Origin of the sequence: Nostoc sp. FACHB-152, from assembly GCF_014697475.1 — a bacterium.
Lineage (GTDB): Bacteria > Cyanobacteriota > Cyanobacteriia > Cyanobacteriales > Nostocaceae > Nostoc_B.
This window is the reverse complement of sequence record NZ_JACJRV010000036.1, coordinates 1-25875: the sequence shown is the minus strand read 5'-3', so window position 1 is coordinate 25875 and position 25875 is coordinate 1. Positions and strand designations below refer to the sequence as shown.

The 25875-nt window shown below is 42.0% G+C and carries 24 protein-coding genes; 14 read left to right on the top strand and 10 right to left on the bottom strand.

Annotated elements, in window-relative coordinates:
* Positions 1-279 precede the first annotated feature (279 nt).
* On the top strand, positions 280-1350 hold the full coding sequence (locus tag H6G76_RS21340) for a Photosystem Q(B) protein 1 (RefSeq protein WP_190705188.1): 1071 nt from the start codon (positions 280-282) through the stop codon (positions 1348-1350).
* Positions 1351-1539: 189 nt separating this feature from the next.
* Here H6G76_RS21340 and H6G76_RS21335 read toward each other — a convergent pair whose 3' ends face one another.
* The 3 genes from H6G76_RS21335 to yedE all read right to left on the bottom strand — a co-directional run bounded on the left by H6G76_RS21335 (position 1540) and on the right by yedE (position 4716).
* The gene (locus H6G76_RS21335; protein ID WP_190705185.1) at positions 1540-2085 is read right to left on the bottom strand and encodes a tetratricopeptide repeat protein; all 546 of its coding nucleotides are present in this window, start codon (positions 2083-2085) and stop codon (positions 1540-1542) included.
* Positions 2086-2191: 106 nt separating this feature from the next.
* Positions 2192-3082: an NAD(P)H-hydrate dehydratase gene (locus H6G76_RS21330; protein ID WP_190705182.1), complete on the bottom strand. Its 891-nt coding sequence runs from the start codon at positions 3080-3082 to the stop codon at positions 2192-2194.
* A gap of 2 nt (positions 3083-3084) precedes the next feature.
* Positions 3085-4716: a YedE family putative selenium transporter gene (yedE, locus tag H6G76_RS21325; RefSeq protein ID WP_190705179.1), complete on the bottom strand. Its 1632-nt coding sequence runs from the start codon at positions 4714-4716 to the stop codon at positions 3085-3087.
* Between the two features lie 483 nt (positions 4717-5199).
* Between yedE and H6G76_RS21320 the strand changes: the two genes are divergently transcribed.
* From H6G76_RS21320 to H6G76_RS21305, 4 genes are all read left to right on the top strand, one after another.
* On the top strand, positions 5200-6945 hold the full coding sequence (locus H6G76_RS21320; protein ID WP_190705176.1) for an ATP-binding protein: 1746 nt from the start codon (positions 5200-5202) through the stop codon (positions 6943-6945).
* Complete coding sequence (locus tag H6G76_RS21315) at positions 6942-7172, top strand: hypothetical protein (RefSeq protein ID WP_190705173.1); 231 nt, start codon at positions 6942-6944, stop codon at positions 7170-7172. The genes H6G76_RS21320 and H6G76_RS21315 overlap by 4 nt, the downstream gene beginning before the upstream one ends.
* On the top strand, positions 7093-8364 hold the full coding sequence (locus H6G76_RS21310) for a tetratricopeptide repeat protein (RefSeq protein WP_190705170.1): 1272 nt from the start codon (positions 7093-7095) through the stop codon (positions 8362-8364). Before H6G76_RS21315 ends, H6G76_RS21310 begins: the two co-directional genes overlap by 80 nt.
* Positions 8365-8472: 108 nt before the next feature.
* A complete protein-coding gene (locus H6G76_RS21305; protein ID WP_190705167.1) occupies positions 8473-8637 on the top strand; it encodes a hypothetical protein in 165 nt (54 codons plus the stop codon).
* 140 nt (positions 8638-8777) lie between these two features.
* Here H6G76_RS21305 and H6G76_RS21300 read toward each other — a convergent pair whose 3' ends face one another.
* Positions 8778-11306, bottom strand: coding sequence for a mannose-1-phosphate guanyltransferase (locus H6G76_RS21300; protein ID WP_190705164.1), 2529 nt, complete (start codon positions 11304-11306; stop codon positions 8778-8780).
* Between the two features lie 520 nt (positions 11307-11826).
* Here H6G76_RS21300 and H6G76_RS21295 point away from each other — a divergent pair.
* Both H6G76_RS21295 and H6G76_RS21290 read left to right on the top strand, forming a co-directional pair.
* Positions 11827-12018, top strand: coding sequence for a hypothetical protein (locus H6G76_RS21295; RefSeq protein ID WP_190705161.1), 192 nt, complete (start codon positions 11827-11829; stop codon positions 12016-12018).
* A gap of 345 nt (positions 12019-12363) precedes the next feature.
* Positions 12364-14499, top strand: a complete 2136-nt coding sequence (locus H6G76_RS21290; protein WP_199337470.1) for an ATP-binding protein — start codon at positions 12364-12366, stop codon at positions 14497-14499.
* Between the two features lie 94 nt (positions 14500-14593).
* On the opposite strand, the gene H6G76_RS21285 is transcribed toward H6G76_RS21290, so the two are convergent.
* Together H6G76_RS21285 and H6G76_RS21280 are read right to left on the bottom strand one after the other, a co-directional pair.
* Positions 14594-15202 carry a hypothetical protein gene (locus H6G76_RS21285; protein WP_190705160.1) on the bottom strand — a complete coding sequence of 203 codons (609 nt, stop codon included), beginning with the start codon at positions 15200-15202 and terminating at the stop codon, positions 14594-14596.
* A 183-nt stretch (positions 15203-15385) separates the two neighbouring features.
* A complete protein-coding gene (locus H6G76_RS21280) occupies positions 15386-15973 on the bottom strand; it encodes a thylakoid membrane photosystem I accumulation factor (RefSeq protein WP_190705157.1) in 588 nt (195 codons plus the stop codon).
* Between the two features lie 277 nt (positions 15974-16250).
* On the opposite strand from H6G76_RS21280, the gene H6G76_RS21275 reads away from it, so the two are divergent.
* The gene (locus H6G76_RS21275; RefSeq protein WP_190705154.1) at positions 16251-17588 is read left to right on the top strand and encodes a MurT ligase domain-containing protein; all 1338 of its coding nucleotides are present in this window, start codon (positions 16251-16253) and stop codon (positions 17586-17588) included.
* A gap of 207 nt (positions 17589-17795) precedes the next feature.
* Here the strand turns inward: H6G76_RS21275 and H6G76_RS21270 are convergent, their stop codons facing one another.
* Positions 17796-18575 carry a hypothetical protein gene (locus H6G76_RS21270; RefSeq protein WP_190705152.1) on the bottom strand — a complete coding sequence of 260 codons (780 nt, stop codon included), beginning with the start codon at positions 18573-18575 and terminating at the stop codon, positions 17796-17798.
* 209 nt (positions 18576-18784) lie between these two features.
* The gene (locus H6G76_RS21265) at positions 18785-19033 is read right to left on the bottom strand and encodes a hypothetical protein (RefSeq protein WP_190705149.1); all 249 of its coding nucleotides are present in this window, start codon (positions 19031-19033) and stop codon (positions 18785-18787) included.
* Positions 19034-19076: 43 nt separating this feature from the next.
* Between H6G76_RS21265 and H6G76_RS21260 the strand changes: the two genes are divergently transcribed.
* The gene (locus H6G76_RS21260) at positions 19077-19892 is read left to right on the top strand and encodes a type 1 glutamine amidotransferase (protein ID WP_190705146.1); all 816 of its coding nucleotides are present in this window, start codon (positions 19077-19079) and stop codon (positions 19890-19892) included.
* 171 nt (positions 19893-20063) lie between these two features.
* On the opposite strand, the gene H6G76_RS21255 is transcribed toward H6G76_RS21260, so the two are convergent.
* Entirely contained in the window at positions 20064-20780 is a 717-nt protein-coding gene (locus tag H6G76_RS21255) for a Crp/Fnr family transcriptional regulator (protein ID WP_190705143.1), read from the bottom strand.
* Between the two features lie 228 nt (positions 20781-21008).
* Between H6G76_RS21255 and H6G76_RS21250 the strand changes: the two genes are divergently transcribed.
* Positions 21009-21665: a chemotaxis protein CheB gene (locus tag H6G76_RS21250; protein ID WP_190705140.1), complete on the top strand. Its 657-nt coding sequence runs from the start codon at positions 21009-21011 to the stop codon at positions 21663-21665.
* Between the two features lie 51 nt (positions 21666-21716).
* Here H6G76_RS21250 and H6G76_RS21245 read toward each other — a convergent pair whose 3' ends face one another.
* Positions 21717-22448 (bottom strand): Crp/Fnr family transcriptional regulator, encoded by a 732-nt coding sequence (locus H6G76_RS21245; protein WP_190705138.1) that lies wholly within the window; start codon positions 22446-22448, stop codon positions 21717-21719.
* A gap of 208 nt (positions 22449-22656) precedes the next feature.
* On the opposite strand from H6G76_RS21245, the gene H6G76_RS21240 reads away from it, so the two are divergent.
* From H6G76_RS21240 to aroF, 4 genes are all read left to right on the top strand, one after another.
* Positions 22657-23223, top strand: a complete 567-nt coding sequence (locus H6G76_RS21240; RefSeq protein ID WP_190705133.1) for a two-component system response regulator — start codon at positions 22657-22659, stop codon at positions 23221-23223.
* 281 nt (positions 23224-23504) lie between these two features.
* Positions 23505-23774: a 30S ribosomal protein S15 gene (gene rpsO / locus H6G76_RS21235; protein ID WP_190705130.1), complete on the top strand. Its 270-nt coding sequence runs from the start codon at positions 23505-23507 to the stop codon at positions 23772-23774.
* Between the two features lie 12 nt (positions 23775-23786).
* On the top strand, positions 23787-24254 hold the full coding sequence (locus H6G76_RS21230) for a PAM68 family protein (RefSeq protein ID WP_190705127.1): 468 nt from the start codon (positions 23787-23789) through the stop codon (positions 24252-24254).
* Positions 24255-24594: 340 nt separating this feature from the next.
* The gene (aroF, locus tag H6G76_RS21225) at positions 24595-25653 is read left to right on the top strand and encodes a 3-deoxy-7-phosphoheptulonate synthase (RefSeq protein WP_190705125.1); all 1059 of its coding nucleotides are present in this window, start codon (positions 24595-24597) and stop codon (positions 25651-25653) included.
* The last annotated feature ends 222 nt before the right edge of the window (positions 25654-25875 follow it).

Below are 25875 nucleotides of genomic sequence, written 5' to 3'. Positions count from 1 at the left end.
GTTAGGTTAAAAACTTGAAGAACTTGTAAAGTAAGATTTGGAAAAATCCTCACAAGTTCCTCAAATTCTTTTTTTAACTTCAAGGTATAGATGCTCAGATGTTGCATTAATTAGCTTGAAAATTCATCGCCTTTTTTATACTACTTGTGTTGTAGATGGGTCGTATATTATCGCCAGAATCTATATTTGCAACAAAGTACAGACCAAGTAAAAAACATAGACATCTGCAACAAGTAGTGGTAAAAATTTTAACTTGGAATTGCTTAGGAGGTACAGACTATGAGTACCATTGTTCAACGCCAAAAAGAATTTAATTTTTTTGATTTATGGGATAGTTTTTGCAGATGGATTACTAGCACAGAAAATCGGATTTATATTGGCTGGTTTGGTGTGTTGATGATTCCCAGCTTGCTGGCTGCTACCACCTGCTTTATCTTGGCTTTTATTGCCGCTCCCAGCGTAGATATGGATGGCATACGTGAGCCAATCATGGGTTCACTGATGGAGGGTAATAACTTAATTACAGCCGCAGTTGTGCCGACATCTGCTGCCATTGGTTTGCACTTTTATCCTATGTGGGAAGCTGCTTCAATCGATGAATGGCTCTACAATGGTGGGCCATATCAATTGATTGTGCTGCATTTTCTCATTGGTATTTGGTGTTTCTTAGGGCGATTTTGGGAACTGAGCTATCGTTTGGGAATACGCCCCTGGATAGCAATTGCCTATTCTGCACCTGTCATCGCCGCTACTTCAGTTTTGCTAGTTTATCCCATTGGCCAAGGTAGTTTTTCTGATGGTTTACCTTTGGGAATTGCTGGAACTTTCCACTTTATGTTGGCTTTCCAAGGAGATCACAATATCCTGATGCACCCGTTACATATGTTGGGTGTATCAGGTGTATTCGGGGGCGCACTATTGAGTTCTTTGCATGGTTCTTTGGTGACTTCAACGCTAATTCGGAATACCGATGAAAATGAATCAATTAATGCCGGATATAAGTTGGGTCGGCAGAAAGCCACCTACAATTACTTGGCAGGACACTATGGCTTCTTGGGACGGTTATTGATTCCTCCCTTTGCTAGCAAAAATCATCGTGCTTTCCATTTGTTATTAGCAGCATTACCAACTGTAGGTATTTGGTTCGCAGCGATGGGTGTATGTTCGATGGCATTTAATATCAATGGCTTGAACTTTAATCATTCCATCTTAGATAGTCGGGGTGAAGTAATTAGAACCGACGCTGATATGCTGAACCGTGCCAATCTTGGTATAAGTGCAATGCACGCTCCTAATGTCCATAATTTCCCTTTGATTCTGTCTAGCGGTCAACCTATTCCAGTTAGTTAAAGATTGCGTCTATCTATTTTATAGTTGTTTTCAACCTGCCTGTGATTCTGGTATTAGTCAATATTACAGGCAGGTTTTTCTCATGACATTATACGAAATTGAGTGTATACACAATCAAGATCGGCGCGCTTTAACTTCCAGAGGAGTACGATCGCGCAGGCCTTTTAACTTCTATCCAAAGTACTCGTATCATTCATGTAATTGCTCTGCCATATTTAGTTCTGCGATCGCTTCTTGTTCATTACCTTGTGTAGCTAAAGCCAATCCTAAATTGTGGTGAGTTTCTGCCAGATAAGGATCGAGGGGAACGGCTTTACGAAATTCAGCAATCGCCTCATCTACTTGACCTTGCTGATACAAGACTACCCCTAAATTGTCGTGTGCATCGGCTAATCCAAAATTGAGGCGAATCGCTTGACGGAATGCAACTGCTGCTTCTTCCCATTTATCTTGTTGGCACAGGACGACTCCTAAATTGTAGTGAGCATCAACGCAATTAGGGTTGAGTTGGATTGCTTGCTCAAACGCCGTCACTGCTGATTCTAGTCTGCCCTGACGGTAAAGGGCAAGCCCCAGATTAGAATGCACTTCCGCTATCTCTGGATCGAGGCTGATTGCCCGTTTGAATTCTAAGATCGCCTCCTCGAATTGCCCTTGTTGATACAACACGGTTCCTAGATTAGAGTGTGCTGCTGCTAGTGGAGGGTTGGGATAAATGGGTTGTTGGACTTGCATACCATACTCCTTCTTTAATTAGGTCTGTGTAAACTTTGCTGATTCAATGGCTAATCTCGAAAGTTAATCGCTATCTGCTCCAAAGCGAAAGTCTCAGCTGATATCGTCAGATATGCTGAACTGCCAGTGGTGGAGTCCATTGGCTGTAGTATTGTGCTAAGACTATTGGGAATTGATCTACAACCTGTCTAACTTTGGTTGCAGGGGTTGGTTGAACCATTTGTCCGGCGATGCGGTTAATCCGACAAGCCATAACGGCCGCTTCTTTGTGGCTCAATCCAGCATAGACGAGCGCTGAAACTAAACCCGTAATGGTATCTCCTGTTCCCCCAATTGCTTCTAAGGTGGGAACATTAGGTTGATCAATCTTGTCCACAATCTGCCCAGCGATCGCTACATAGTCAGTTTTGCCTTTAACCAGCAAAAGTTTTGCAGCACTGTTGAGTTGGAATGCTGCCTTAATTTGCTCAGGAACAGCACTGGCATCCGAGGCAAACAAGTGATGGGAAATATACGCTGGATGGGTGGCTTGCGGGTCAGCCAAAAACGCGATTTCGCAGGTATCTGGTGTGAAAATGTCAAACTCTTGCGCTAACCCGGCTCCTTTCGCTGCATACATTCCCCCAGCATCGGCAATCATAATGGGTCGTTGAGGACAGCTTTGAATGGCTTCACAGAGTTTTTTCAACAGTCCCATGATCGGTAGACAATAGTGCAGAGTCAGTACTTGCGGCGAGAGGGCAACAATGTTTTGGGTCAGATATTGAAACAGTGCCTTGGTGCCTTTGCCATCTCCAATATCACCTGCAACTAGAGCATAGGGTGGATCTAAACCTAAACTTGTAGTGACAGCTAAGGCGGCACTGATCATCGCACCCGTTCCTTGAGTGCGAGAGAATCTGCGTCCTTCTGCCACCAGTACATCCCCATCCCGTTGAACTGCACCCAATGTCAGTGGTAAGGATGGATCGGGGATACTACCAAACAGGAGTAGCATAGTTAGATTCCTCCTTTTTCAAGCTGAAGGGACTCTTCGTAAGCACGTTGCAGCATTGTCGCACAGAGGGTATAGCCCAAGTCTCGTGGATGAGGAGCCTGATTGAGAGGTTTATCTACCATTTCAGCATGGAGATACGGAATATCCGGACACCCTCCACCAGATATGTTAACGATCGCTCCTGTTTCCTTCTCATAGGAAAGTTTCATATTCCCGGCTTTCACCATCACCCACTGACCAAAATCAGTGACTTTGACAATTTCGCACATCCGGGTACTTCCTTTGCTGATAGGCAGGATTTTGACATAGGTAAGACTTCGATCCTGCAACAACCGTTCAATACCTTGCTGCTGCACTAAACTAATTTCTAGTGCTAGATCGCAACCCATTCGCAGTTCAGGAGGAGGCGCAACTAGCTTCACATCATACCCAGTTATTTGAATTGCCTTTTCTGCTTTCATGGCTGAGGCAACATCAGGGAAGATAATTATCCCATCTCCTGCAAACATCTGTTTTTGAGGTTGAGCTTGAGGTTGCATACTTCTCAGTTGCAGGAACCCCAAAACTAGACAGAAGGCAAGCCCGAAGAGGACAGCCATTGGCCCCCAACTTCCCAAACCTGCTGGGCTAGAGGCGATGGGTAGACGATGGGCGATCGCCGCCCCTGCAAAATAACCGAGGATTGTAAAGGTAGCATCGGTATCACCCTCACCAGCGCGGATTAAGTTTCGCAGTGGGCAACCTTCTAGAAAAGTTCCAGCTAAACCCACTAAAGCCAGACTCAGGAACGTCCAGACATATTCACTCCAGTGTGTCATCGGCAGTGCGATTGGTTGGTGAGTGAAGCCCCAGTGATAGCCAATGCCAGTTGGACTGAAATTTCCAGCTATATAGTTAGTGAACAGAGCCGCTATTAAGAAAGTTGCAACACCACTGAACAATTGGAAATCTTTGACCAAAAAGATATCTCGCCATGCTCCAATCGAACAAAATCGAGTACGCTGTACCATCACACCAACCAATAATCCCAATCCCAGACCGAGAAGCAGTGGTGTATGTTGAGCGCCAGGCCCGGCTGTACTGAAGGCAATGAAAGCAGGACGGCTGACCAGCAGGATCAGCAAGCCCACTGTCATCAAGGGCGCTATTAATCCTACCACTGGAACTTGATTAGTGTTACTCCCCAGCGAAAAACCTTGCTTCAAGAAGAATGTCCCCGTTCCGATTCCGGTCACGAATCCAGCTAGCGCGATCGCACCATTGAGGTCACCTCCAGCAATGCGAAGTATGACTCGAATGGGACACCCTAAAAACACCAGCACGCCAATCATGACGAACGCACCTAAGAAAAAGCGAAGAATGGGAGAAGAACCCCCACGCGATCGCCATTCTCCCATCGCCATAGAAATGCCAAATGCCCCTAAGACAAATCCAATGATTTCCGGACGGATGTATTGTGCCATAGGGTTGTGGTGTAGTTGCAGCGCACCAGCCGTATCCCGCAAAAAACAGGCTGCACAAATACCCATATTTGGTGGATTTCCCCAGTTGACGGCTAGTGTCCCCAATGTACCAAACAGAATTCCTGTTAGGATAATCCACCTATTTGAGTTCAAGAATTGTTTGATATTCACCTTCTTTTCCTCCTTCTACTAATAATTAGGAGTTCACCCGTGAGAAGAAGAAAAAACTACTGAGCAGATTTTTTTCCTTCATTCTCAGAGCTTTATATGAGTAGAGTTAAACAGTCAGGATGTTAAGTGATTTTATTTTCAGACTAAATTTACAATAAAGATATTGAGGAACTTGTGAGGAAGTAAAAATGCCAATCATTCACCAATGCTAGATTGACTAACTTGATTAAAAGTACTTGTAGATGCGATCGCACTTTTGTAGCTCACCAAGCCCCGTTGCGGCGGGTGTGGGGTGTAGGGTGTAGGGAAACAGACAGCCCCAAAAAGCCGTATAGCTAAGGAAACATCCTCTTCATACTCTTATTTTGGCAACGGTATGGAAAATTAATATTTTATTTATATTTTTGTAATATTTAGTTAATAATTGCCGTCAGGCATGGGATGCTTGATGAAGGAGTGTAAATATTCTCCCTAATTTGTAATATGCCGGACACCTGGACGCTACTCATCATTGATGATTGTGCCGAGGATCGGAAAATTTATCGTCGATACCTATTAAAAGATCCTCAAAATTCATATCAGATTTTCGAGGCAGATTCTGCGGAAGAAGGGCTGGCATTGTGTCAAGCAATGCACTGCGATGTGATTGTGCTGGATTTTTGCCTGCCTGATATGAGTGGTTTAGATTTGCTGGAACGCCTGAAAAAGTGTAAATTTGAACGCCCTGTATCCATAATTATGTTGACTGGGCGTGGTGATGAAGCAGTAGCAGTGCAAGCTATGAAGCAAGGCGCACATGATTATTTAGTCAAGCAGCACCTCCAACCGGATGTATTGCAATTAGCAGTTCGCAATGCGATTAAACAATCTTGCCTAAAAGTTAAACTCAGCAAAACTCAAGAACGACAGCGTTTAATTGCCACGACAGCATTACGCATTCGCCAGTCTTTAAATTTAGAAGAAATTTTGCATACTGCTGTAGTTGAGGTACAGCAACTTTTAAAGTGCGATCGCGTAATCATCTATCAATTTACTTCTGATTTGGGTGGTAAGATAGTGGCATCATCTGGTGAGCCTCAGCAAAAATGCGATTGCTTCTGGGATATTCGCTACCAACCAGAAACCAGCGTCATCACACAGATAGCTCATAGTTCAACCACAACTAAACAAAAAAGCTTAGTTGTGGCTTACAGCAATCTTGGTGAAAATCATCTTTGGCGATATAGACATAGAATTTCGCGTAACTATGAAGCGAGTTTGAGTCATTTCTGCTTTCACCAAAAAGAGCAACTAAATCCTCAGGCAAATTTGGTAGTTCCGATTAATTTAAATCACAACAGTAACCCTAACCCGAAACTTTGGGGATTTTTGATTGCTCAACCTAGTTCTCAAGACAGACTATGGCCAGCTGATGAAGTAGAGATTCTCAATCAAGTATCAGTCCAATTAGCGATCGCCATTCAACAAGCTGAACTTTTGGCAATGACTCAAGCCGCATTAGCCAAGGAAAAACAACTCAACGAATTTAGATCGCAAATTATCACAACAGTTTCTCACGAGTACCGCACACCCTTAGCTTCTATCTTGGCGGCCGCATCAACTATCAAGCAACACGGCACACGACTGGATGAGTCGAAAAAAAATAGATTTCTGCAAATTATTGAGCAAAAAGCTAGGCATATGTCGAAACTTGTGGATAATTTGCTGTTAGTTCATCAACTAGAACTAGACAAAACCAAATTTAAGCCGCAGCCTTTAGATTTACTGCAATTTATTTCCGAAATCATCGAAGAACAGCAAGAAATGTTAGGAAATCACCATCAATTAATTTTGAAGGTAACAGGAAATTATCAAGGTTTTTGGGGCGATCGCGGACTTTTACGGCAAATACTTTTAAATTTATTATCTAATGCTATTAAATATTCCCCAGAAGGTGGGAATATAGAAGTTCAACTGAACGGACAAGAATCAGAAATCCTACTAGAAATTCAAGATGAAGGTATTGGCATTCCAATAGAAGATCACGAAAACTTGTTCAAATCCTTTAGTCGTGGGAGTAATGTAGACACAATACCGGGAACAGGTTTGGGTTTAGTAATTACTAAAGCTTGTGTAGAATTACATCGCGGTAGTATTAATTTGTCTAGTCAAGTAGCGCAGGGAACTAAAGTTACAGTTAGGTTTCCGAAACAAGATACCAATAACAAAGGTAGCAAATTAGAGATATGAGAAGACAAAAAAGAGATGGCACAGAAGAACTGATGATTTTTGGCTTTCCAGAAAGCTGGATTAAACTCTTTAGAGATGATGGTGGCAAGTTAGTCAGGTATACCCGACAATGGGAACTGAGTCTGAGTGACGGTGCAAACAAACGCCATGAATCATCACGAACTCTATTTAAAGGGGTTAGACAAAGCCAAGCAAAAAGATTATGCTGGGGCGATCGCAGATTTTAGCCAAGTTTTGCAGGTTGCGCCTTATGATACTGAGGCTTTTCTGCAAAGAGGTTTAGCCTATTACGACTCAGGACAAATTCTCCAAGCTGTTTCTGACTACACCGCCGCATTAAATATTGATTCTAAGTTTGTTGAGGCTTACTACAGTCGTGCATTGGCGAGGGTAGCACTGAAAAATTTACCTGGCGCGTTAGAAGATGTGGAACGTGCAATTTCCTTGCGGAGTAATTACGCCGCAGCTTATAGCTTGCGAGGGATGATCAGACGCAAACAAGGATTTATTCAAGATGCGATAACTAGTTTTAAACAAGCGGCAGAATTATATTTACAGCAAAAAGATAAAGAAAATTGTCGTCTTTGTCTAGAAAAGATTAAACAGATACAACCTCCAGCCAAACCAGCAGTGCAACCCCAAAATTCTGCAACTGCACCCATCATCTCAACCCAAGATTATTTTACGCAACTATTAGACAAAGCCGAAAAGGGAGATACAAAAGAAGCGATCGCAGATTTAAACTGGGTATTACAAGCAGATCCCCAGGATGCTCAAGCTTATTGCTGCCGGGGCGTAGTGCGTTGCAAAATGGGGAATTATCGTGAGGCAATAGCTGACTTTAACCAAGCACTGCTGCTAAATTTTCAAGATGCCATTGTTTATCGTAATCGAGGTAAAGCCCGTGCTTTGTTGGGAGATCATCAAGGTGCGATCGCAGATTTGAACCAAGCACTCGAAATGCAACCCCAAGACACCTTAATTTATGTTGCCAGAGGGAATGTCTATCGAGCAATGGGTAATTATCTTGGGGCAATTCAAGATTATAATCAAGCCCTAAAAATTAACTCTGATGATGCCCAAGCTTACTACAATCGCGGCATTGCTTATACATTACTCGAAGAAATGCAAAGTGCCGTCAAAGATTATCAAAGTGCAGCTAGTATTTTTTGTGAACAAGAAGATTGGGATAATTATCAACTAGTTTTAGACAGCCTGCAAAAAATTCAGACAGCTTATCCTGAAACTAAAAAGCAAAAGTATGAATTATTACGCCAAAAACTTTTGCGCTTAGTTGGCGGTTATTGGGAAATTGCCCAAAGATTAATTGACCAAAAACAAGATTATTATCCAGGAATGCCAGAAGAGTGGTGTATGCAAAAAGTGATTGAAGATTTAGAACGCGATCGTGGTAGGTAATATCGTTTTCGGTTAAAGGGGAAAGGGGAAAGGGGAAGGGGAAAAAGTAGAAGAAAACCTTTAACCCCTTCGGGGTGACGTTCGCAAGCTCGCTAACGCCAGTCGCTCATGGGAAGCCAGTCTCGTGGGCGGCTCTGCCGACTTGAGAGAACTGGCGTGGAAACCACGCCACGTGCTTCAAGCCGGGAAACCCGTCCAACGCAGTGGCTCCCCTACGAACCCGTCGCTGGCTCACCTTTTCCCAAAACCAGATTACAAGTTAAAAATGCTTAACCGAACCATATTGAAACCGCAGGGGAGAGGGTTTTGTCGGTAGGAATACTATTTCTGAAGGCAACTTAAATATAATTAGCCTTATACTTAAGTACAAAGCTAATTATAGTTATTATTAATACTAGTATTTGAGCATAGCTTTAAACTTCCGCCGGGTGATATTCTAGTTGTCTTTCCACAAAAGTCTGCACACGGTGACGGTAGTTTCTAATAGCATCATCTACCCAATCGCGATCGCCACTATTTGCATACAAATGTACTAATGGCTCACTGGCATCGGGTAGAACTAACACCCAATTATCATCATAAGGTTGACCAATTTTCACCCCATCGATGAGTTCGAGGTTTTGGGCTGGATGAGTTTCTACCAAATATCGCATTAATGCACCCTTCGCAGTCCAAGGACAGCGAATTGTCTGACTTCGATGAATCACACGGGGCAATTCTGAACGCGCCGTAGCAAGCGATCGCTCCTGAATCGTTAGCATTTCAATAATCTTGGCAATGCAAAACATCGAATCAAACCCCGGATGCAGTTGCGGAAAAATGAACCCAGTCTCCCCACTACCACCCAACACCACATTAGGATTTTTCTGGCAAGCTTCCATTAAAGCGGTGGGGTTAGCCTTGGTACGAATCACTCTACCATCATGGCGACGAGCGACTTGTTCCACTGCACTGGAAGTGTGAACTGGTACAACTACCGTACCTCTGGGGTTGGAGGTCAATATCATATCCACCATCAGTGCTGTTAATATTTCCCCACGAATCGGAAAGCCGGATTCATCTACTAAAATTAGCTGTTCGCCATTAGCCGAGACTTGCACACCAAAATTTGCTTTTAGTGCTTCCACTACATGACCTAGCTGTGTCAATAACCCTTCTCGGTCTGCGGTGGTGACAGCGTGTTTATTCAAGCTGGCATTTAGTACGACTGCATCCGCGCCAAATTTATCCAGCATTTGGGGTAAAACCGCCCCCGACACAGAATAAACATAGTCAATTACGACTTTCGCTCGACTATTTCGCAACGTAGCAACGTGCAGAAGTTTCTCAAAAGCGGTGCAGTAAAGGTCGTTAATTTGGCTGGGGTAAGCAACATCGCCCACTTCATGAATCAACGCCCGGCGCATATCTTCTTTAAAGTAAGCCCCTTCAATTTTCTTTTCTTGGGCTTTGGAAATGTTAATCCCTTTGGCATCCATGAATTCAATCAGGATGTAGTCGGGGCGGTCTGGATGTACTCGGATATGAATACCGCCAGCTACCGACATCGTAGGGATAACTGTCCGGGCGATGGGGATAGCAGTAGCATCCAGGTTTTGAATATCAATTCCTACAGACATTAAACCGGCGATCAGCGATCGCGTCACCATACGAGAAATATTCCGTTGATCTCTCGAAACCGTGACTTTAGACCCAGGTTTTAAAATCGAACCGTAAGCCGAACCTAACCGCACAGCAAATTCTGGGGTAATGTCAATATTCGCTAATCCTTGTACGCCACGTTGGCCAAATAAATTCCTTTGGGCAGTGTTACCCCAAATCAGGTTGATGTTTAAAATCGCACCAGACTCAATTTTCTTACTCGGCCAAACACGCACACCAGTACTAATTTGTGCTTCTTCACCCACCGTAGATAACGAACCCACCACAGCCGCTTCTAATACATGAGCGCGGCGGTCTACACGGCTACCACGAGAAATCACACAGGCACTTAGATGGGCTTCTTCGCCAATAATTGCCCCATTCCACACAATCGGACGCTTGAGATTAGCTTCAGCCCCAATCGTGACGTTATCACCAATTACTGTACCGCCTTCAATTTGCACCTTAGACCCAATGCGGCAATTGTCACCTATAAGGGCTGGTGCTTCAATATTAGCCGTCCTGTCGATATAAGTATTTTGCCCTACCCAGACACCAGGCGATATTTCTTGATAATCGACTTCGAGTTTTACCTTACGATCTAAAGCATCATATTGAGCTTCACGATAAGCATCTAAATGGCCGACATCACACCAATAACCTTGAGCAATATAGCCATACATTGGCTCATTTTTTTCTAAAAGTAAGGGAAACAAATCTTTAGAAAAGTCTGTTTCGGTGTTAACTGGTAAATAATCTAAAACTTCTGGTTCAAGGATGTAAGTACCCGTGTTGACTGTGTCTGAAAAAATTTCGCTTGTAGATGGTTTTTCTAAAAATCGCTGAATTTTTCCTTGTTCGTCAGTAATGACTACTCCAAACTCAATCGGATTAGGAACTCTAGTTAAAATTAAAGTTGCTTTTGATTGTTTTTGTTTATGAAATTCAATTGCTGCTGTTAAGTCAAAATCTGTTATGCTATCACCGCTAATTACTAAAAAAGTTTCATCCAGAAGTTCAGCAATATTTTTCACACAGCCTGCCGTGCCTAGAGGCTGGTCTTCTTCCACAGCGTAGGTCATTTGTACGCCAAAATCACTACCATCTTGAAAGTAGTCTCGCAAGACATCAGGCAAATAATGTAATGTTGCAATCACTTCAGTGATTTGATGTCTTTTGAGAAGATTGATAATATGTTCGGCAATGGGCCGATTGAGAATCGGCACCATAGGTTTAGGTAAATCGCACGTTAACGGACGAAGCCGTGTCCCCGAACCGCCTGCCATCAGTACTGCACGCATAAGTCCTCCTAAACTATTTGCAGCCTCAGCTGCTTACAAACCCATGAAAATATAGTAGTTTCATTTTTCCTTAGTGTCCTATAGATGTTCTCATCTCCGGAACTTCCACAAGATGCATCTAATAAATGTTAAGCATATTTACTCAAGAAAATAGCCTATTTGTCTAGGAAAAATTAAGCAATGTTTCTGGAATCAAGTCATCTATTATGACAGTTCCAAAAACTTTAGAGGTGGCAAGGGAGTAGAAACAGTAACTTCTAATTCTAGAATAATGTGTTTTTTATCTTTATAATTGGACTTAAATTATAGCCAACTTTTATATGTGGCAATAAATACTAAGTTAACTAGCTACAATACCAGATACTCCTTTAAACTAGAGTAATATAATGTACTATTACATCCTTCAGTAGTCTGAAAATTAAGTAGAGAATCTAGTTTGTTAGTATAAATGAAGAATTGCTGAGATATTTTGACAATTCTTAACTTAACTGAAAGTTAGTAGCGAACGGAGTTGATTAAAATGAGCGGATTAATTGGATTTGTTTTAATAGTAGGTTATGTGGGTTTAGGTTGGAAGTTTTGGGCTGGTTTTACGCGGACTAACTTTACCCCATCCTTACTTAATCGTATTGCTTTATCTTTATTATGGCCAGCTTTATTTATCGCTAATAAATCATATCGCCGCAACTTTAGAAAGGCGTTGAAGGGCTAGGTGTTAATTATAAGTTTGCAAGTAGCGATTTCTGGCGATCGCCTATATCTTAAAACAGTTTAGGAGTTTGGGGTAGGATAAAAAGCCTACCTTTTAATTTTCTAAAAATTAGTACAATTTTCGCAGAGATTTTACTAAAACTTAATCTGGTCTACCTTGGCATATTTCTTGCTCTTTGGGAATTCTAAATATGGACAGGTATGGTTATAGATGATGCCTCGATTTAAAGGTCAGTTGATAAAAAATTTGTTCTGCCGCTCACTCACTCGTGACATACTCCTCAGTATGGGGCTGAGAATTTTAGCTGTTGTTATTGTCTCCTCCGGCCTGAGCTACTTCCATTTGATGTCCACATTAGAATCCCAAACCCGCGAGCAATTACAAAAGTATGTTATTGAACGTGGAAAGCGAGAAGAAAGCCTGTTCAAATTGGCAGAAGATAACCATAAAACCTTGAAACAAGCATTATTAAAACGACTGGAGCAGTTGGGAAATCAAGACCCACGCGAGCAATTTAACAAATTATTTTACTTATGGTCTGATGGTACAAGGCGTAACTTTTTAGAGAATCTGCCTGTCAAACAGTTCGATAGTGAGCAGTATCCGTCAGTCTTCATAGGAAAACAAGTCCCAAATACGGCCGATGTTCGTCGCCGGATGCTGGCCTTTTATGAATTGACGAAAAGTTATGGGCCAGCCTGGAGCAATCGGTTTGTCGATACTTATATCATGGGGCCTGAAAACTTTGTGGCTAATTACTGGGCGACAGTGCCTTGGGGGATAGAGGCGAAAGTGGATGTATTTATGCCCAATGAGGAGTATTTTTACATTTCTGATAAAAAACATAATCCTGCCAGAGAAACCGTTTGGACAGGCCTTTATTTTGACACTGTGCCAAAACTATGGATGGTTTCAGTCGAAACACCAGTAGATGACCGCTTTGGCAATCACATTGCAACTATTGGGCATGACATTATTCTTAATGAGTTGATGGAACGTACGGTCAACGACCATCTACATGGAACGTATAACCTGATTTTTCGCAGCGATGGGCGTTTGATTGTTCATCCCGATTATATGCCTCAGATTCAACAAAAGCTGGGGCATTTCAACATCTTGGAGTCAGGTAACGCACATTTGCAGCATATTTTTCATGTAGTCAAAACCCTGCGAGTCGAGACAGGGGTGATTGATAATTCCAAAGAAGATGATGATGAATATTTGGCTGTAACCAGAATCAATGGCCCAGATTGGTATTTTGTCACCGTCTACCCTAAATCTTTATTAGCAGAAATTGCAGCTAACAACGCCCGTTTTGTTCTCAATGTAGGATTAATCGCCCTGGTATTAGAAATCCTGCTGTTGTTTGCTGTCTTGTATAAGCAAGTGACAACTCCCTTAAATAAGCTCCTAATTGCAACTGATCAGGTTTCTGAAGGGAATTTTGATATTGATCTTAATACTAAGTTACCTAACGAATTAGGCCGCTTGGCAAATGCTTTTACCACTATGGCCAAGCAATTGCATGAATCTTTTATGCTTTTAGAAAAAAGCAATGAAGAACTGGAAGTGCGAGTTCAAAATCGGACTACCGAATTATCCCAAGTACTTCAGGACTTGCAACAAACTCAGTCTCAATTAATCCAGACTGAAAAGATGTCGAGTCTGGGACAACTGGTGGCTGGCGTTGCCCACGAAATTAATAATCCTGTGAATTTTATTCATGGCAATATTGCTCATATTGATAACTACACTCAAGATTTATTGAAATTAATTGAGGCATATCAGGCACACTACCCCAATCCACCAGAAACGCTCCAAGAAACTTTAGATGACGTGGATTTCGACTTTATTAATGAAGACCTGATCAAGCTATTGCAATCAATGAAAATTGGCACTGATCGGATTCGGCAAATTGTGTTATCTTTGCGTAACTTCTCCCGCTTAGATGAATCCGAATTTAAAGCTGTTAATCTTCATGAAGGCATCGACAGTACGTTGCTGATTTTACAACATCGCCTTAAGTCTAAACCAGATTTTCCGGCAATTGAAGTGGTGAAAAATTACAGCGAATTACCTTTAGTTGAGTGCTATGCCGGACAACTCAATCAAGTATTTATGAACTTACTGTCAAATGCTATAGATGCTTTGGAGGAATCTGCTCAACAAAAGAGAAATACTAATTTACAAAACCATGCAGCTACAATTTGTATTTCTACTCAAGTGATGGCTAATCATTGGGTACAAATTGCGATCGCTGATAATGGTTTAGGAATCCCTGAAACACTAACATCACGCATTTTTGATCCCTTCTTCACAACCAAACCCATCGGTCAAGGTACAGGCTTAGGCTTATCTATCAGCTACCAAATTGTTGCAGAAAAGCATCATGGTAAGATGTGGTGTGATTCCAGCCCCGGAGAAGGTAGTAAATTTGTAATTGAAATCCCAATTTGCCAACCTAAACTAAAACACAGTTGAGGTATGGATACCGTATAGGTAACTCGACTGTTCTACATAGCAACCTACTCAATAAAAGCAGAACACATATATTGCCTATTACCTACTACATTACTCAACCAATAGGTAAATTACCTGGATTGACTGCGTGAATATATTCACTACCAGAATGTGGTCTACCACGTTTATAGCGGGCTTCTTCGGGATTACCCCATCCTAACTGTAAAATCATCTCTAAAAAGTTAGAATTTTGCCATTTCCATAAACTTGCCCATTGGGTTCTTTGAGCAATTCTTTCGACATCAGATGTGGTAATTTGTTGATATTGCTTACTGTTATTAAAACTTAAATATAAATCCATATCCCCAGTGACTTCATACCAAAAATTCAAGATCGAATTTTTGGCAGATTGTAATATTGCTATGTCACTAGTCAGCCCCACTAATTCGGTATCTACTTCGGGATAGCGCAAGCTTTTCCCTTTGACTGTCATCTCACGCCAAACAATACCCGAAACTTGATGTTCTCTTTGATAATCGTGAATAGCCGCCTTAAAATCTTGATAGGCAGTGAACTTTTGGAACCCTTCGGTTCTGATAAACTGGTCTATTACAGGATTGCCAGAGACAGTTACCTCTAACTTCAGACGCTCCCCCTTAAGACAAGCTTGGCGTTCGGCTGCCAAAATTTGGATTAGCTCTTCGGTAGTGTAAACTTTTGACATCAGAACCTACTCTTTTTGTCATTAGTTATTAGTCAATAGTCAATCGTTTTGCAACTTTGGACTATTAATTAACTTCCTCTTTTGTTAAAACAGGTTATTTAAACATTATCCTTTGGATGATGGGTGATGCAGTAGCCGACAGTACTAAAAATTAGGGTAGACCCAGATGGTCTACCCTGGCAGTTATTTCGCTAACTCACTACTAAATTCATTAAATGAGCGGCGTTTTAATTCCACTGACTCAGTGCGTGGTAATAAATCAAACACTTCTCGGAATTTATCGTCTATTTCCTCAAAGGGTACTTGACCTTTTTTATTTAAAATTACCTGGCCTGACTGGTTAAACACCACAACTTGGGGGACAGCACCAGAGTAGTAATATCCTGCTTCAGTAGGATCGTATTTCTCTTTGAGTGGAATTGTATCGACATCAACAGGAATAATCTCAGCCGCTCGACCGTAGAATTCCTGTACACGAGAAATTACAATGGCATATTTTTTGCAATCGCTGCTGTCATCAACATAAAATGCCAAAAATGCAGGCTTATGTTCTTTTAAAGTCTGTGCTAGTGTTTGTCTTGGTGGAACCAAGGAACCATTGCCAGAATAAACTACAAACATATTGCCATCGTAAATATCATCATTAATACCAGCGAAAGCTGGCTTGATACTGAGCATCAGTAGGCAAACAAGCAACAACAGGCATTTGGATACCAACCGTCGCCAGTCAGCCATTAGTTTTTGTAAAAAAAGAAACTTTGTAATATTCATCAAAAGGAACCTTGCTTGCAAGCTACGATTGGTCGTAAGTTTGTGCTGAATTCGGCAAACTAAGCTGGATATGTAATTACACCCACGCACTATTTTTTAAGATAACGCCTATGGGGATCTGTAGGGAGTAGGGAGTGGGGAGTGGGGAGTGGGGAGTGGGAGAAGAATTTTATTTAATACCTAAATATCTCAGGCTGGCTTTTTCAGTCAGGATTAGCTAAACTCACAGGATTAAATTTACAACTACATTAATTAGCAACAAGATTAGGGTACAGTTGTGGGCAAAAAAATCAAACTGATAGATAGACTGCGACTTGGTTTTGCGGTATTGGCGGCAAAAAGCGTAACTTTTGGAGTGCGATCGCTGCGTTTAGGTGCTGCTAGTGTATTACCAGGGTCAATTGCACGTCGCATTGAACCTCGACTCTTGCAATTATTGAGTCAGCAGGTAAAAAATGGCGTAATTCTCATTGCTGGGACGAATGGTAAAACTACTACGTCGCTGTTGTTAAAAACAATTCTCGAACGCAAAGGCTATCGCGTCGCGCACAACTCCACAGGTGCAAATCTCGAAAATGGCTTGATGACAGCGTTACTAGAAAACACTAATTTGGTGGGTACGCTGGCGGCTGACTACGCCATTTTGGAAGTAGACGAGAACATTGTCCCCAAGGTCTTAACGCCACTCCAGCCGCGCATCATCCTCTGTTTAAACTTGTTCCGCGACCAACTCGACAGATACGGCGAAGTAGATACCATCAGTAAACGCTGGACAAAGGTAATTTCGACTCTCCCCAAGGAAACGGTTGTCATTCCCAATGCTGATGACCCGACTTTATCTCACCTTGGTCAGCAGTTACCGCAACGGGTGTTATTCTTTGGCTTGAATGAACCAGAACAATATCTCGAAGCTATTCAGCACGCTGTAGATTCTATTTACTGTCCCAATTGTGGACATTCTTTAGATTACAAAGGTGTGTACTTGTCTCACTTGGGAGATTTTACCTGTCCAAGTTGCGGCTTTAGTAAGAGTAAACCAACCCTAGAAAGCAGTGAATGGGGGCAAATTCTGGTTGGTTTGTACAACAAATACAATACTTTAGCTGCGGTTACGGCTGCTATTGAATTGGGTGTTGATGAAGCCACAATTAGAGATACTATTAATAATTTCCAAGCTGCTTTTGGTCGTGCGGAAGATTTAGTAATTGATGGTAAAAAGGTCAGAATTTTATTATCAAAAAATCCTGTAGGGACTAATGAAACTATTAGAGTAGTGAATCAAAGTACTGATAAAACTACACTGATGGTGTTGAACGATCGCACTCCCGATGGCACTGATGTATCCTGGATTTGGGATGTGGATACAGAAAAATTAGTCGAACGCGGCGGAACTATTGTAGTGAGTGGCGATCGCGTTTATGATATGGCATTACGTTTACGCTATAGCGAAAAATCTGTTGAGAGTAATTTAAACTTAATTGTCGAAGAAGATTTAAAGCAAGCGATCGCAACTGCCTTAAAAAATACACCAGACAACGAAACTTTGCACATTCTACCTACATATTCTGCCATGCTAGAAGTGCGTGAAGTATTGACTGGAAGAAAAATTCTTTAAGAATAGGGAATGGGAAATGGGGAATTGAGAAGCTTTTTTATAATCTTTCTCACTTCCTAAACTAAATAAACGTGAATTCGACAGACCTCTCCCTCCCAGCCTCCCTCTCCTAAAAGGCGAGGGAGGAGCAATGAAAAATAAGAGTTTTACTCCCCTCTCCTCGTAGGAGAGGGGCTGGGGGTGAGGTCAAAACAGCCCTCATCGAACTCAAGTTAAATAAATGGTATTCGGGACAATAGGAAAGAAAGCGTATTCATACCAAGCAGTCCAGATAAAACTTCTCAACCACCGTTGACGCTTTTGGGGATTAAATTCATAATCAAATGCCCCACGAGATGGATCAATAGAAGATAAATGAGAGTTGCAACCACAACCATGTTGATAAGTAAAGCCATATTTAGAGGCGATGCTTTGCACCTTCATTTGCATCGCAAAAACCTTACCTGCGTGTAATATCGCATCCCAAGAACGCTTATGTTCGATATCTCGCTTATCAAACCTTAAAGCGCGTTCTTCAAATACATGATCGCGGTAAATTGGTGCTAGATGCACATGATAAAAACTAGCTGGTAGTTCATAGCCAAACTCTTGGAAAAGTTCTATTCCTATTTGAGCTACTTTTACTTCATTTGCAAACTCTTCTCCCTTTGATTCTACATCTTGAAGCAGTGTAGCAAAATCTGGATAGCTAGTTTTTATAAAGTCATAACCGTAAAATTCTAGGGTTTCCCAAGCTAACTTTCCAAATAGCTGGGAGAATGACGATTTAAAATAGTCTAGTTCTGGACGTTCGTTAAATAAGTCAACATCACCCTGTTCTAACTTATATTGAAATAACTGCGCCATCTCAACATAAATTTGTGGATCAGGCATTCCCACATTTGCCAACCCTTTAGCAATATCTTGCCACACAGAAGGTAGTTGAGACACAGGAACTGCATTTTCAAAGGCAATTACCGTCAAATTGGGAGCTTCAATTGCTTGCATATAATCTCCGTTTTAGATATTAAGAATTTGTCGCTTAGTTAAACAAAGTTAACTTTTTCGTAATTTGAAAAAACAGTGTAACTATTTACCCAATATTTAGTAAATTTACAGTTACCTCTGGAGATTATGACTGTCTGACAATTACAAAACTGTGACCTAAAATACTGAAGCCTGGCGATAATTACTATATGTCTGTCCGTCCAAAAATTTTAACTACCAAACCCATTACCGAAGATAGATTTACGATATGCTGACCCCAGCCCGTTGGGGTGGGCTGAGTGGGTGTAGGGGAAAAGACAGCCCCAACAACCCCGACAGTACACCCCGTATTTTAAGACAATGGCATTTGTGGGGGTACAAGTCCCAACCAATGCCGTCTTCCCTACACCCCACACCCTACACCCTGTTTTTGACCCCAGCGTCTTTGGTTGTGGATCTGCGCCGGATTCTGCAACCACATAGAGAAAAAAGTTATAAATTATCAGTTATGAGTAAAAAGTTATGAGTTCTGAACAATTAGAATTAACGATTGGTTGGTTGTATCCGACCTTAATGAGTACCTATGGCGATCGCGGTAATGTAATTACAATAGAACGCCGCGCCCAGTGGCGAGGATACAGCGTCAAGGTATTACCTTTAGACCAAAACTCCACCGCCGAAGATATTAAATCTGTAGATGTGATTGTTGGTGGTGGCGCACAAGACCGTCAACAAGAAATTGTGATGCGTGACTTGCAAGGCGCGAAGGCTGACGCAATGCGCGAAAAAATCGAAAATGCTACGCCAGGAGTATTTACCTGTGGTTCACCCCAACTGCTAGGACATTATTATGAACCAGGATTTGGACAGCGTATTGAAGGTTTAGGGATACTCGATTTAGTTTCTATCCATCCTGGGGAAAATACCAAACGTTGTATCGGTAACTTGGTAATTGAAGTGACAGCTTCACGCCTAGCAAAAGATTTAGCCGAAATGACAGGTAGCAAACCCTATCTCGTCGGTTTTGAAAATCACGGCGGACGCACCAAGTTAGGCAAAGTAGAAGCCTTGGGGCGTGTAGTGTATGGCTTAGGCAATAATGGCGAAGATGGTACCGAAGGCGCATTTTATCAGAATGCGATCGCTACTTATTCTCACGGCCCCTTATTACCAAAAAATCCCTTTGTCGCTGACTGGTTAATTCAAACAGCGTTGCGGTTGAAGTATCAACAACCCATCACCCTCAAACCATTAGATGATGACCTAGCAATGCAAGCACGAGAAGCGATGTTTAAGCGGTTAAAGGTGAATTTACCATCTCCGATTGCTGCTATTTAATTAGGTGTAAGGGCAATACGGTTCGGTTAAAGGGGAAAGGCGAAGGGGGAAAAGGGAAGAAAAACCTTTAACCTTTTCCCCAAACCAATTCTTAGTTCAAAATGCTTATCCGAACCGTATTAAGTTCTTAATGTCCGTCGAACTCACGTTAATCACTAATCTCCAACCCAACTAATTTTTGCCAGCCAAACGCTTAAACTGTTCTTTAATTTTGGCATAGCACTCACAAGCATTCGCTTCTAAGCCCTTTCTATCCAAAATAATCATATTGCCGCGATTGTAACGAATGAATCCAAACTCTTGAAACTGACTAGCCACTTCACTCACTCCAGCCCGGCGTACACCCAGCATATGAGCTAAAAACTCTTGCGTTAATACGAACTCATCTGAACCGGCGCGATCGTGAGTCATCAATAGCCAGCGACAGAATCGCTTTTCAATTAAATGTAGGCGATTGCAAGCAGCTGACTGTGCTACTTGATTAAACAGAGTTTGAATGTAACGTTGCAGCAAACTATAGAGTTGACTTCCTGGAGGGACTTCACGCTTGAATGTGTCAGTTCTCATTCTTAACGCTAAACCAGGAATTTGGGAAAAAGTACGGCTGGGAACTTGATCTGTTTCCAGAAGTACAGGAATGCCTACCATCCCTTCATTACCAACTGTACCAATTTCAACTGCATCCCCATTATCCATGACAGTCAGCAGAGAAATAACAACCGTTTGAGGAAAGTAGACGTATTCGATAGGTTCATTCACTTCATAGAGAGTTTGCTTGAGTGGCAAATAAACTGTTTCTAAAAAAGGCAGAAGCCGCTCATACTCTTCTTGAGATAGCGCACTCAAAAGCTGATTGTGCGGAGTACTGGGTTCATTAGAGGTAGGCATTAGTTCTTTAATTAAGCCTTCTTAATTTCTATACATAAATTCATTGACAAAAGTCTTCTGCCAAAAGGCTTTCTGCACAGACACACAAGATAGAATTAAACAACTATGTACACTAATGTACATCTATCGTACGCTAGCGTACATAAGTTAAGCTTTTGAGCTATAAGTAATGAATGAGTTGTCACTCACTCGATTTAAGTAACCTCAATCTCTCTAGGGGAGCTAATCGTGACTCAACGTCACAGTGTTTTACCAAAAACTAGCAAAATCATCGCCATTACATCTTGTGCAGGAAAATTTAAGGATATTTTTACAATTTTATCTTCCTTACCAGCTAACTTTCCTGCGGCGATTGTGATGATTCAACAGCCGACAGCCTTCCTACCTGAGTATGCAGTGAATATTCTAGATAGCGAAATCGCTTTGCGAGTTAAGCAGGCTGAGAATGGAGAGCAGCTAAGTTCAGGAGTGGTTTATGTGAAATTACCAAATCAAAGTTTCACCATTACTCCCAACCAGATACTGTGTCTACAAAACACAGCGAATGTTGATCCTGCGGCTGATGTATTTTTGACCTCACTAGCTAGTAATTGCAAAGCAGATGCTATTGCCGTTGCTCTCACAGAAAACGAAGATTTATTGGCATTGCAAACCATTAGACAGTGTGGTGGCAAAACGATCGCGCCTACCCAAGCAAAGCTTCGACGTTCCCATCATTCTCAGGGTACTGTTGATGCTCAAGTGTGCGATTTTATGCTTCCTTTAGAGCAAATTGCATCTCTTCTGATGCATTTAGTAATGCCAGAACAGTTTTCTATATCTCCTCAAGTTGAAACTAGAGAAAATCACTTAAGATTAGAGCCAACTTTGTATCCCCCTTCCTAATGAGACTGTATGACTGAATGTAATTTATTTCAGACTTACCTTAGTTAGTGATTACTCACGATTTTTAGGAGGATTTGACAAACGCTCAAACTCTTTTTGAATTTTGCCATAGCACTCACAAACACTAGTCTCTAAACCTTTTCGGTTCAGAATCATCATTTTGCCACGGCTATATTGAATTGCTCCTTTTTGTTGAAATAAACGAGCAACTTCACTAACCCCGGCGCGGCGTACACCCAGCATTTGCGCCAGAGATTCTTGTGTTAACAAAAATTCATCAGCACCAACTTGATCGTGAATGGTCAACAACCATCGACCGAATCGTTCTTCAAGCGAATGTAAACGGTTGCAGGCTGCTGTTTGTGCTACTTGATTGAATAGTATTTGGGTATAACGTTGCAGCAGATGATACATCGAACTTTTATCAGCGATCTCAGCCTTAAACGCCTCAGCCTTCATCCGGAAAGCAATGCCAGGAACCTGAGCGATCGCCTTACCAGGAAAACGCCCTTCACCTAGTAGCAAAGGCGCACCAACCATTCCCTCCTTACCAACAGTAGCAATCTCAACAGCAGTTCCATCTGCCATCAAAATCAGCAGAGAAACCATCGCAGTTTGGGGGAAATAGACATATTCAATGGGTTCGTCAACATTGTAGAGAGTTTGCCATAAAGAAAGATAAATCGTTTCTAAGTGAGGTAGGAGTCGCTGATATTCCTCTAGCGGCAGGCTAGACAGAAGTTGATTACGAACTGCGGCACGAGGATCTTCGGAAATGGACATCGAGTGCTGAGTTGAATCACAAATAAAATAAGGAGCCTTTAGCGTTAAGCATTCTATCAAAAAGCAGAAGTAATCGCTGTGACTATTTTTGTGTACGTTGAGGACAAATTAGGTACGATAGCGTACATAAGCAGTGGAGATTTTTGAATTTAGCAAACCAAAAGCAAACCAAAAAGCCACGGAACTATCAATATAAAGAGACATTTGTATGTCCGAACTCCCAAGCATAAGTTACAAAGAGTTATACCGCTTCTGGTTCAGTAAGTTGACTCGTGAGCAGCAGTTAGCAGAAATTCGGGCGACTTTCACACGGTTTCAATCTGCTGTAGAAGCCATAGAGGGAATAAACTATCGAATACAGTTGTCGCAACTGAATTCGACACCAGCAGAATCAACCCCAAGGCGTTTTGATTCTGCCTCTCGAATTGTGATTGCTGATGGTTGTTCAGAAAACTTGGCATTGTTAAAACTGGTTTTGGAGCTTGAAGGTTATGAAATTGTCTTGGCAGACACCGGTAGTAAGGCTTTAAGTTTAATTGAAGCGCATCAACCAGATTTAGCACTATTAAACGTGGTATTGCCAAGAATTAGCGGTTATGAACTGACTCGATGCCTTCGCAATCATCCTCGATTTGTCTATTTACCGATTCTCTTGATTACAGCTTGTAGTACATCACTTATACAGCAAGGGCTAGAATGTGGAGCAAATGACATGATCCATCAACCGATCAGTATTCGAGATCTACTATTAAAAATTCGTGTCTTTTGTAATTAGGTTTCGTATGTATAGGGAACAGGCAATAGGCAATAGTAAAGAAGGCAGGTAAAAATCTACTGAGTTTTTTTCACAAATCAAATATGAGTCGTATAAAAGAATTGCTTAGAAAAATAAAGTCTTTTCCTAAAGATGTAAATAATTTCTCCCCTGCCCCTCTACTCCTCCGCTCCCCTGCCCCCATCTCCCTAAATTCCCGGTAATCCCCCATACAGTCTAATGGCTGTGATATTATGGGAGACTGCTGCATATATTTAGAAAAATTAGAAATTTAATCGATCATGGCTCTGACGCAACAGCGCAAACAAGAAATAATCTCCAACTTCCAAGTTCACGAAACCGATACTGGTTCGACGGACGTTCAAATTGCTATGCTCACCGAGCGGATTAACCGCCTCAGCGAACACCTGCAAGCCAATAAAAAAGACCATTCTTCCCGGAGAGGTTTATTAAAGCTAATTGGTCATCGTAAGCGTCTGCTGGCTTATCTCCAACAAGAAAGCCGGGAAAAATATCAAGCTTTGATTGCTCGCCTTGGTATTCGTGGATAGGGACTACCGCTTATGTCTGCTGAAGAATCTGAACGCAGTCGCTTGCCTTTTGAACCGAACAAAAAACGCCAAAAACCTGTAAAAGTTCAAAAAGCTCCCATCAAGGTAAATACCCCAGAAAAAGCAGCCAGCAAGCAACCGCCTTTTAACAAAGAAGAAATGGCTATACCCCAAGTGGTGAGCCAAAGGATGATTCGGCGGGTAGCAGTATTTTGTGGTGGCCCCACAGCTTTGGGAATTGCCACCCTAGTAGTTAGCTATTTGCTGGCTACTCAAGCGCATATTCAACTACCACCCCTTGCCGTTTTATTGGTAAATATGGGGTTATTTGGTTTAGGGGTGTTGGGAATCACTTATGGGGTTCTGTCAGCCTCATGGGATGAAGAAAGAACAGGAAGCTTGCTAGGTTTGAGTGAGTTCGGCACTAATTGGGGTCGCATGGTAGCGGTTTGGCGCGAAACGCGGCAAAAGAACGTTTAATAAATTGCGATCGCGTATTCAGATAACTGCGGTATTGGGTATGAGAGTAAATGTTGAAGTTAAAATTTCATAACTTCAACATTGCTATTTAAAAATATTGTCCTTGATTAAACCCAATCTTCAGTCACCCAACAGGCGATCGCTTTATTTTTTATAATTAATCAAGGTTAGTTTTTAATTATTAAAATTACACTAAATAATTAGAACCACAAATATAGCAGTTCTACATCATTTGCAAACAAAAAGATCCTCGACTTCTTTAAGAAGTCGGGGATCTGAAACTCTCAAATAGTTACCCTTACCATTTAATATCCAACTCAACTAATCAGGGAATTTTAAGATGATTGTAGTCATGAAAATTGGTTCCCCAGAGGCGGAAATTAACCGCATTGACGAGGAACTAACTAGCTGGGGATTAACACCAGAAAAAATCATCGGGAAGCATAAAGTAGTAATTGGCTTAGTTGGCGAAACTGCCGACTTAGATCCTCTGCAAATTCAAGAAATTAGCCCGTGGATTGAGCAAGTACTGCGGGTAGAACAACCATATAAGCGTGCTAGCCGCCAATACCGCCACGACGAAGCATCGGAAGTGATAGTTAATACACCAGCTGGCGCAGTTGTGTTTGGCGAAAATCACCCTTTGGTAGTCGTGGCTGGCCCTTGCTCAGTTGAAAACGAAGAAATGATTGTCGAAACAGCACAGCGCGTGAAAGCTGCTGGTGCTAAATTTTTACGTGGTGGTGCATACAAACCCCGAACTTCACCTTATGCCTTTCAAGGACATGGCGAGAGTGCTTTAGATCTACTAGCCAAGGCGCGAGAAGTAAGTGGACTGGGCATCATTACAGAAGTTATGGACGCGGCTGAACTAGATAAAATTGCCGAAATTGCGGATGTCGTTCAAGTAGGCGCAAGAAATATGCAAAATTTCTCCCTACTCAAAAAAGTGGGAGCGCAACCGAAGCCAGTGCTTTTAAAGCGGGGAATGTCAGCCACCATTGAAGAGTGGTTGATGGCGGCTGAATACATTTTGGCGGCGGGAAATCCTAATGTGATTTTGTGTGAACGCGGAATTCGCACCTTTGACCGCCAATATACTCGCAACACCCTAGATTTATCGGTAGTGCCTGTATTGCGGAAGTTGACACATTTACCAATTATGATTGACCCTAGTCATGGTGTCGGCTGGGCAGAATTTGTGCCATCAATGGCAATGGCTGCGATCGCATCTGGTACTGATTCTTTGATGATTGAGGTTCACCCGAACCCGAAAAAAGCTCTCTCTGACGGGCCGCAGTCCCTCACACCAGCCCGGTTTGACCAATTAATGCAAGAACTATCTGTAGTTGGCAAAGCACTAGGACGCTGGCCACAACCAGCCGTTGCTTTAGCTTAGAATTCTTCAAAAACTTGGAGGTATGAAATCGCTTCCAAGTTTTTGGATGTTTGTGAAGAGTTGTCGGAACTTGCGGGTTTGACGACTGCTGGAGTTGGAATTTTCGGAACGTCCCCTTGGCGCAGGACTGTTTCATTTTAAAAAGGAAAAAAGTAATTTAATATCATGGGCGCAATTTCGGATTGCTCTGGTTAGAGAATCAAAACCATTGTGACGCAGGAG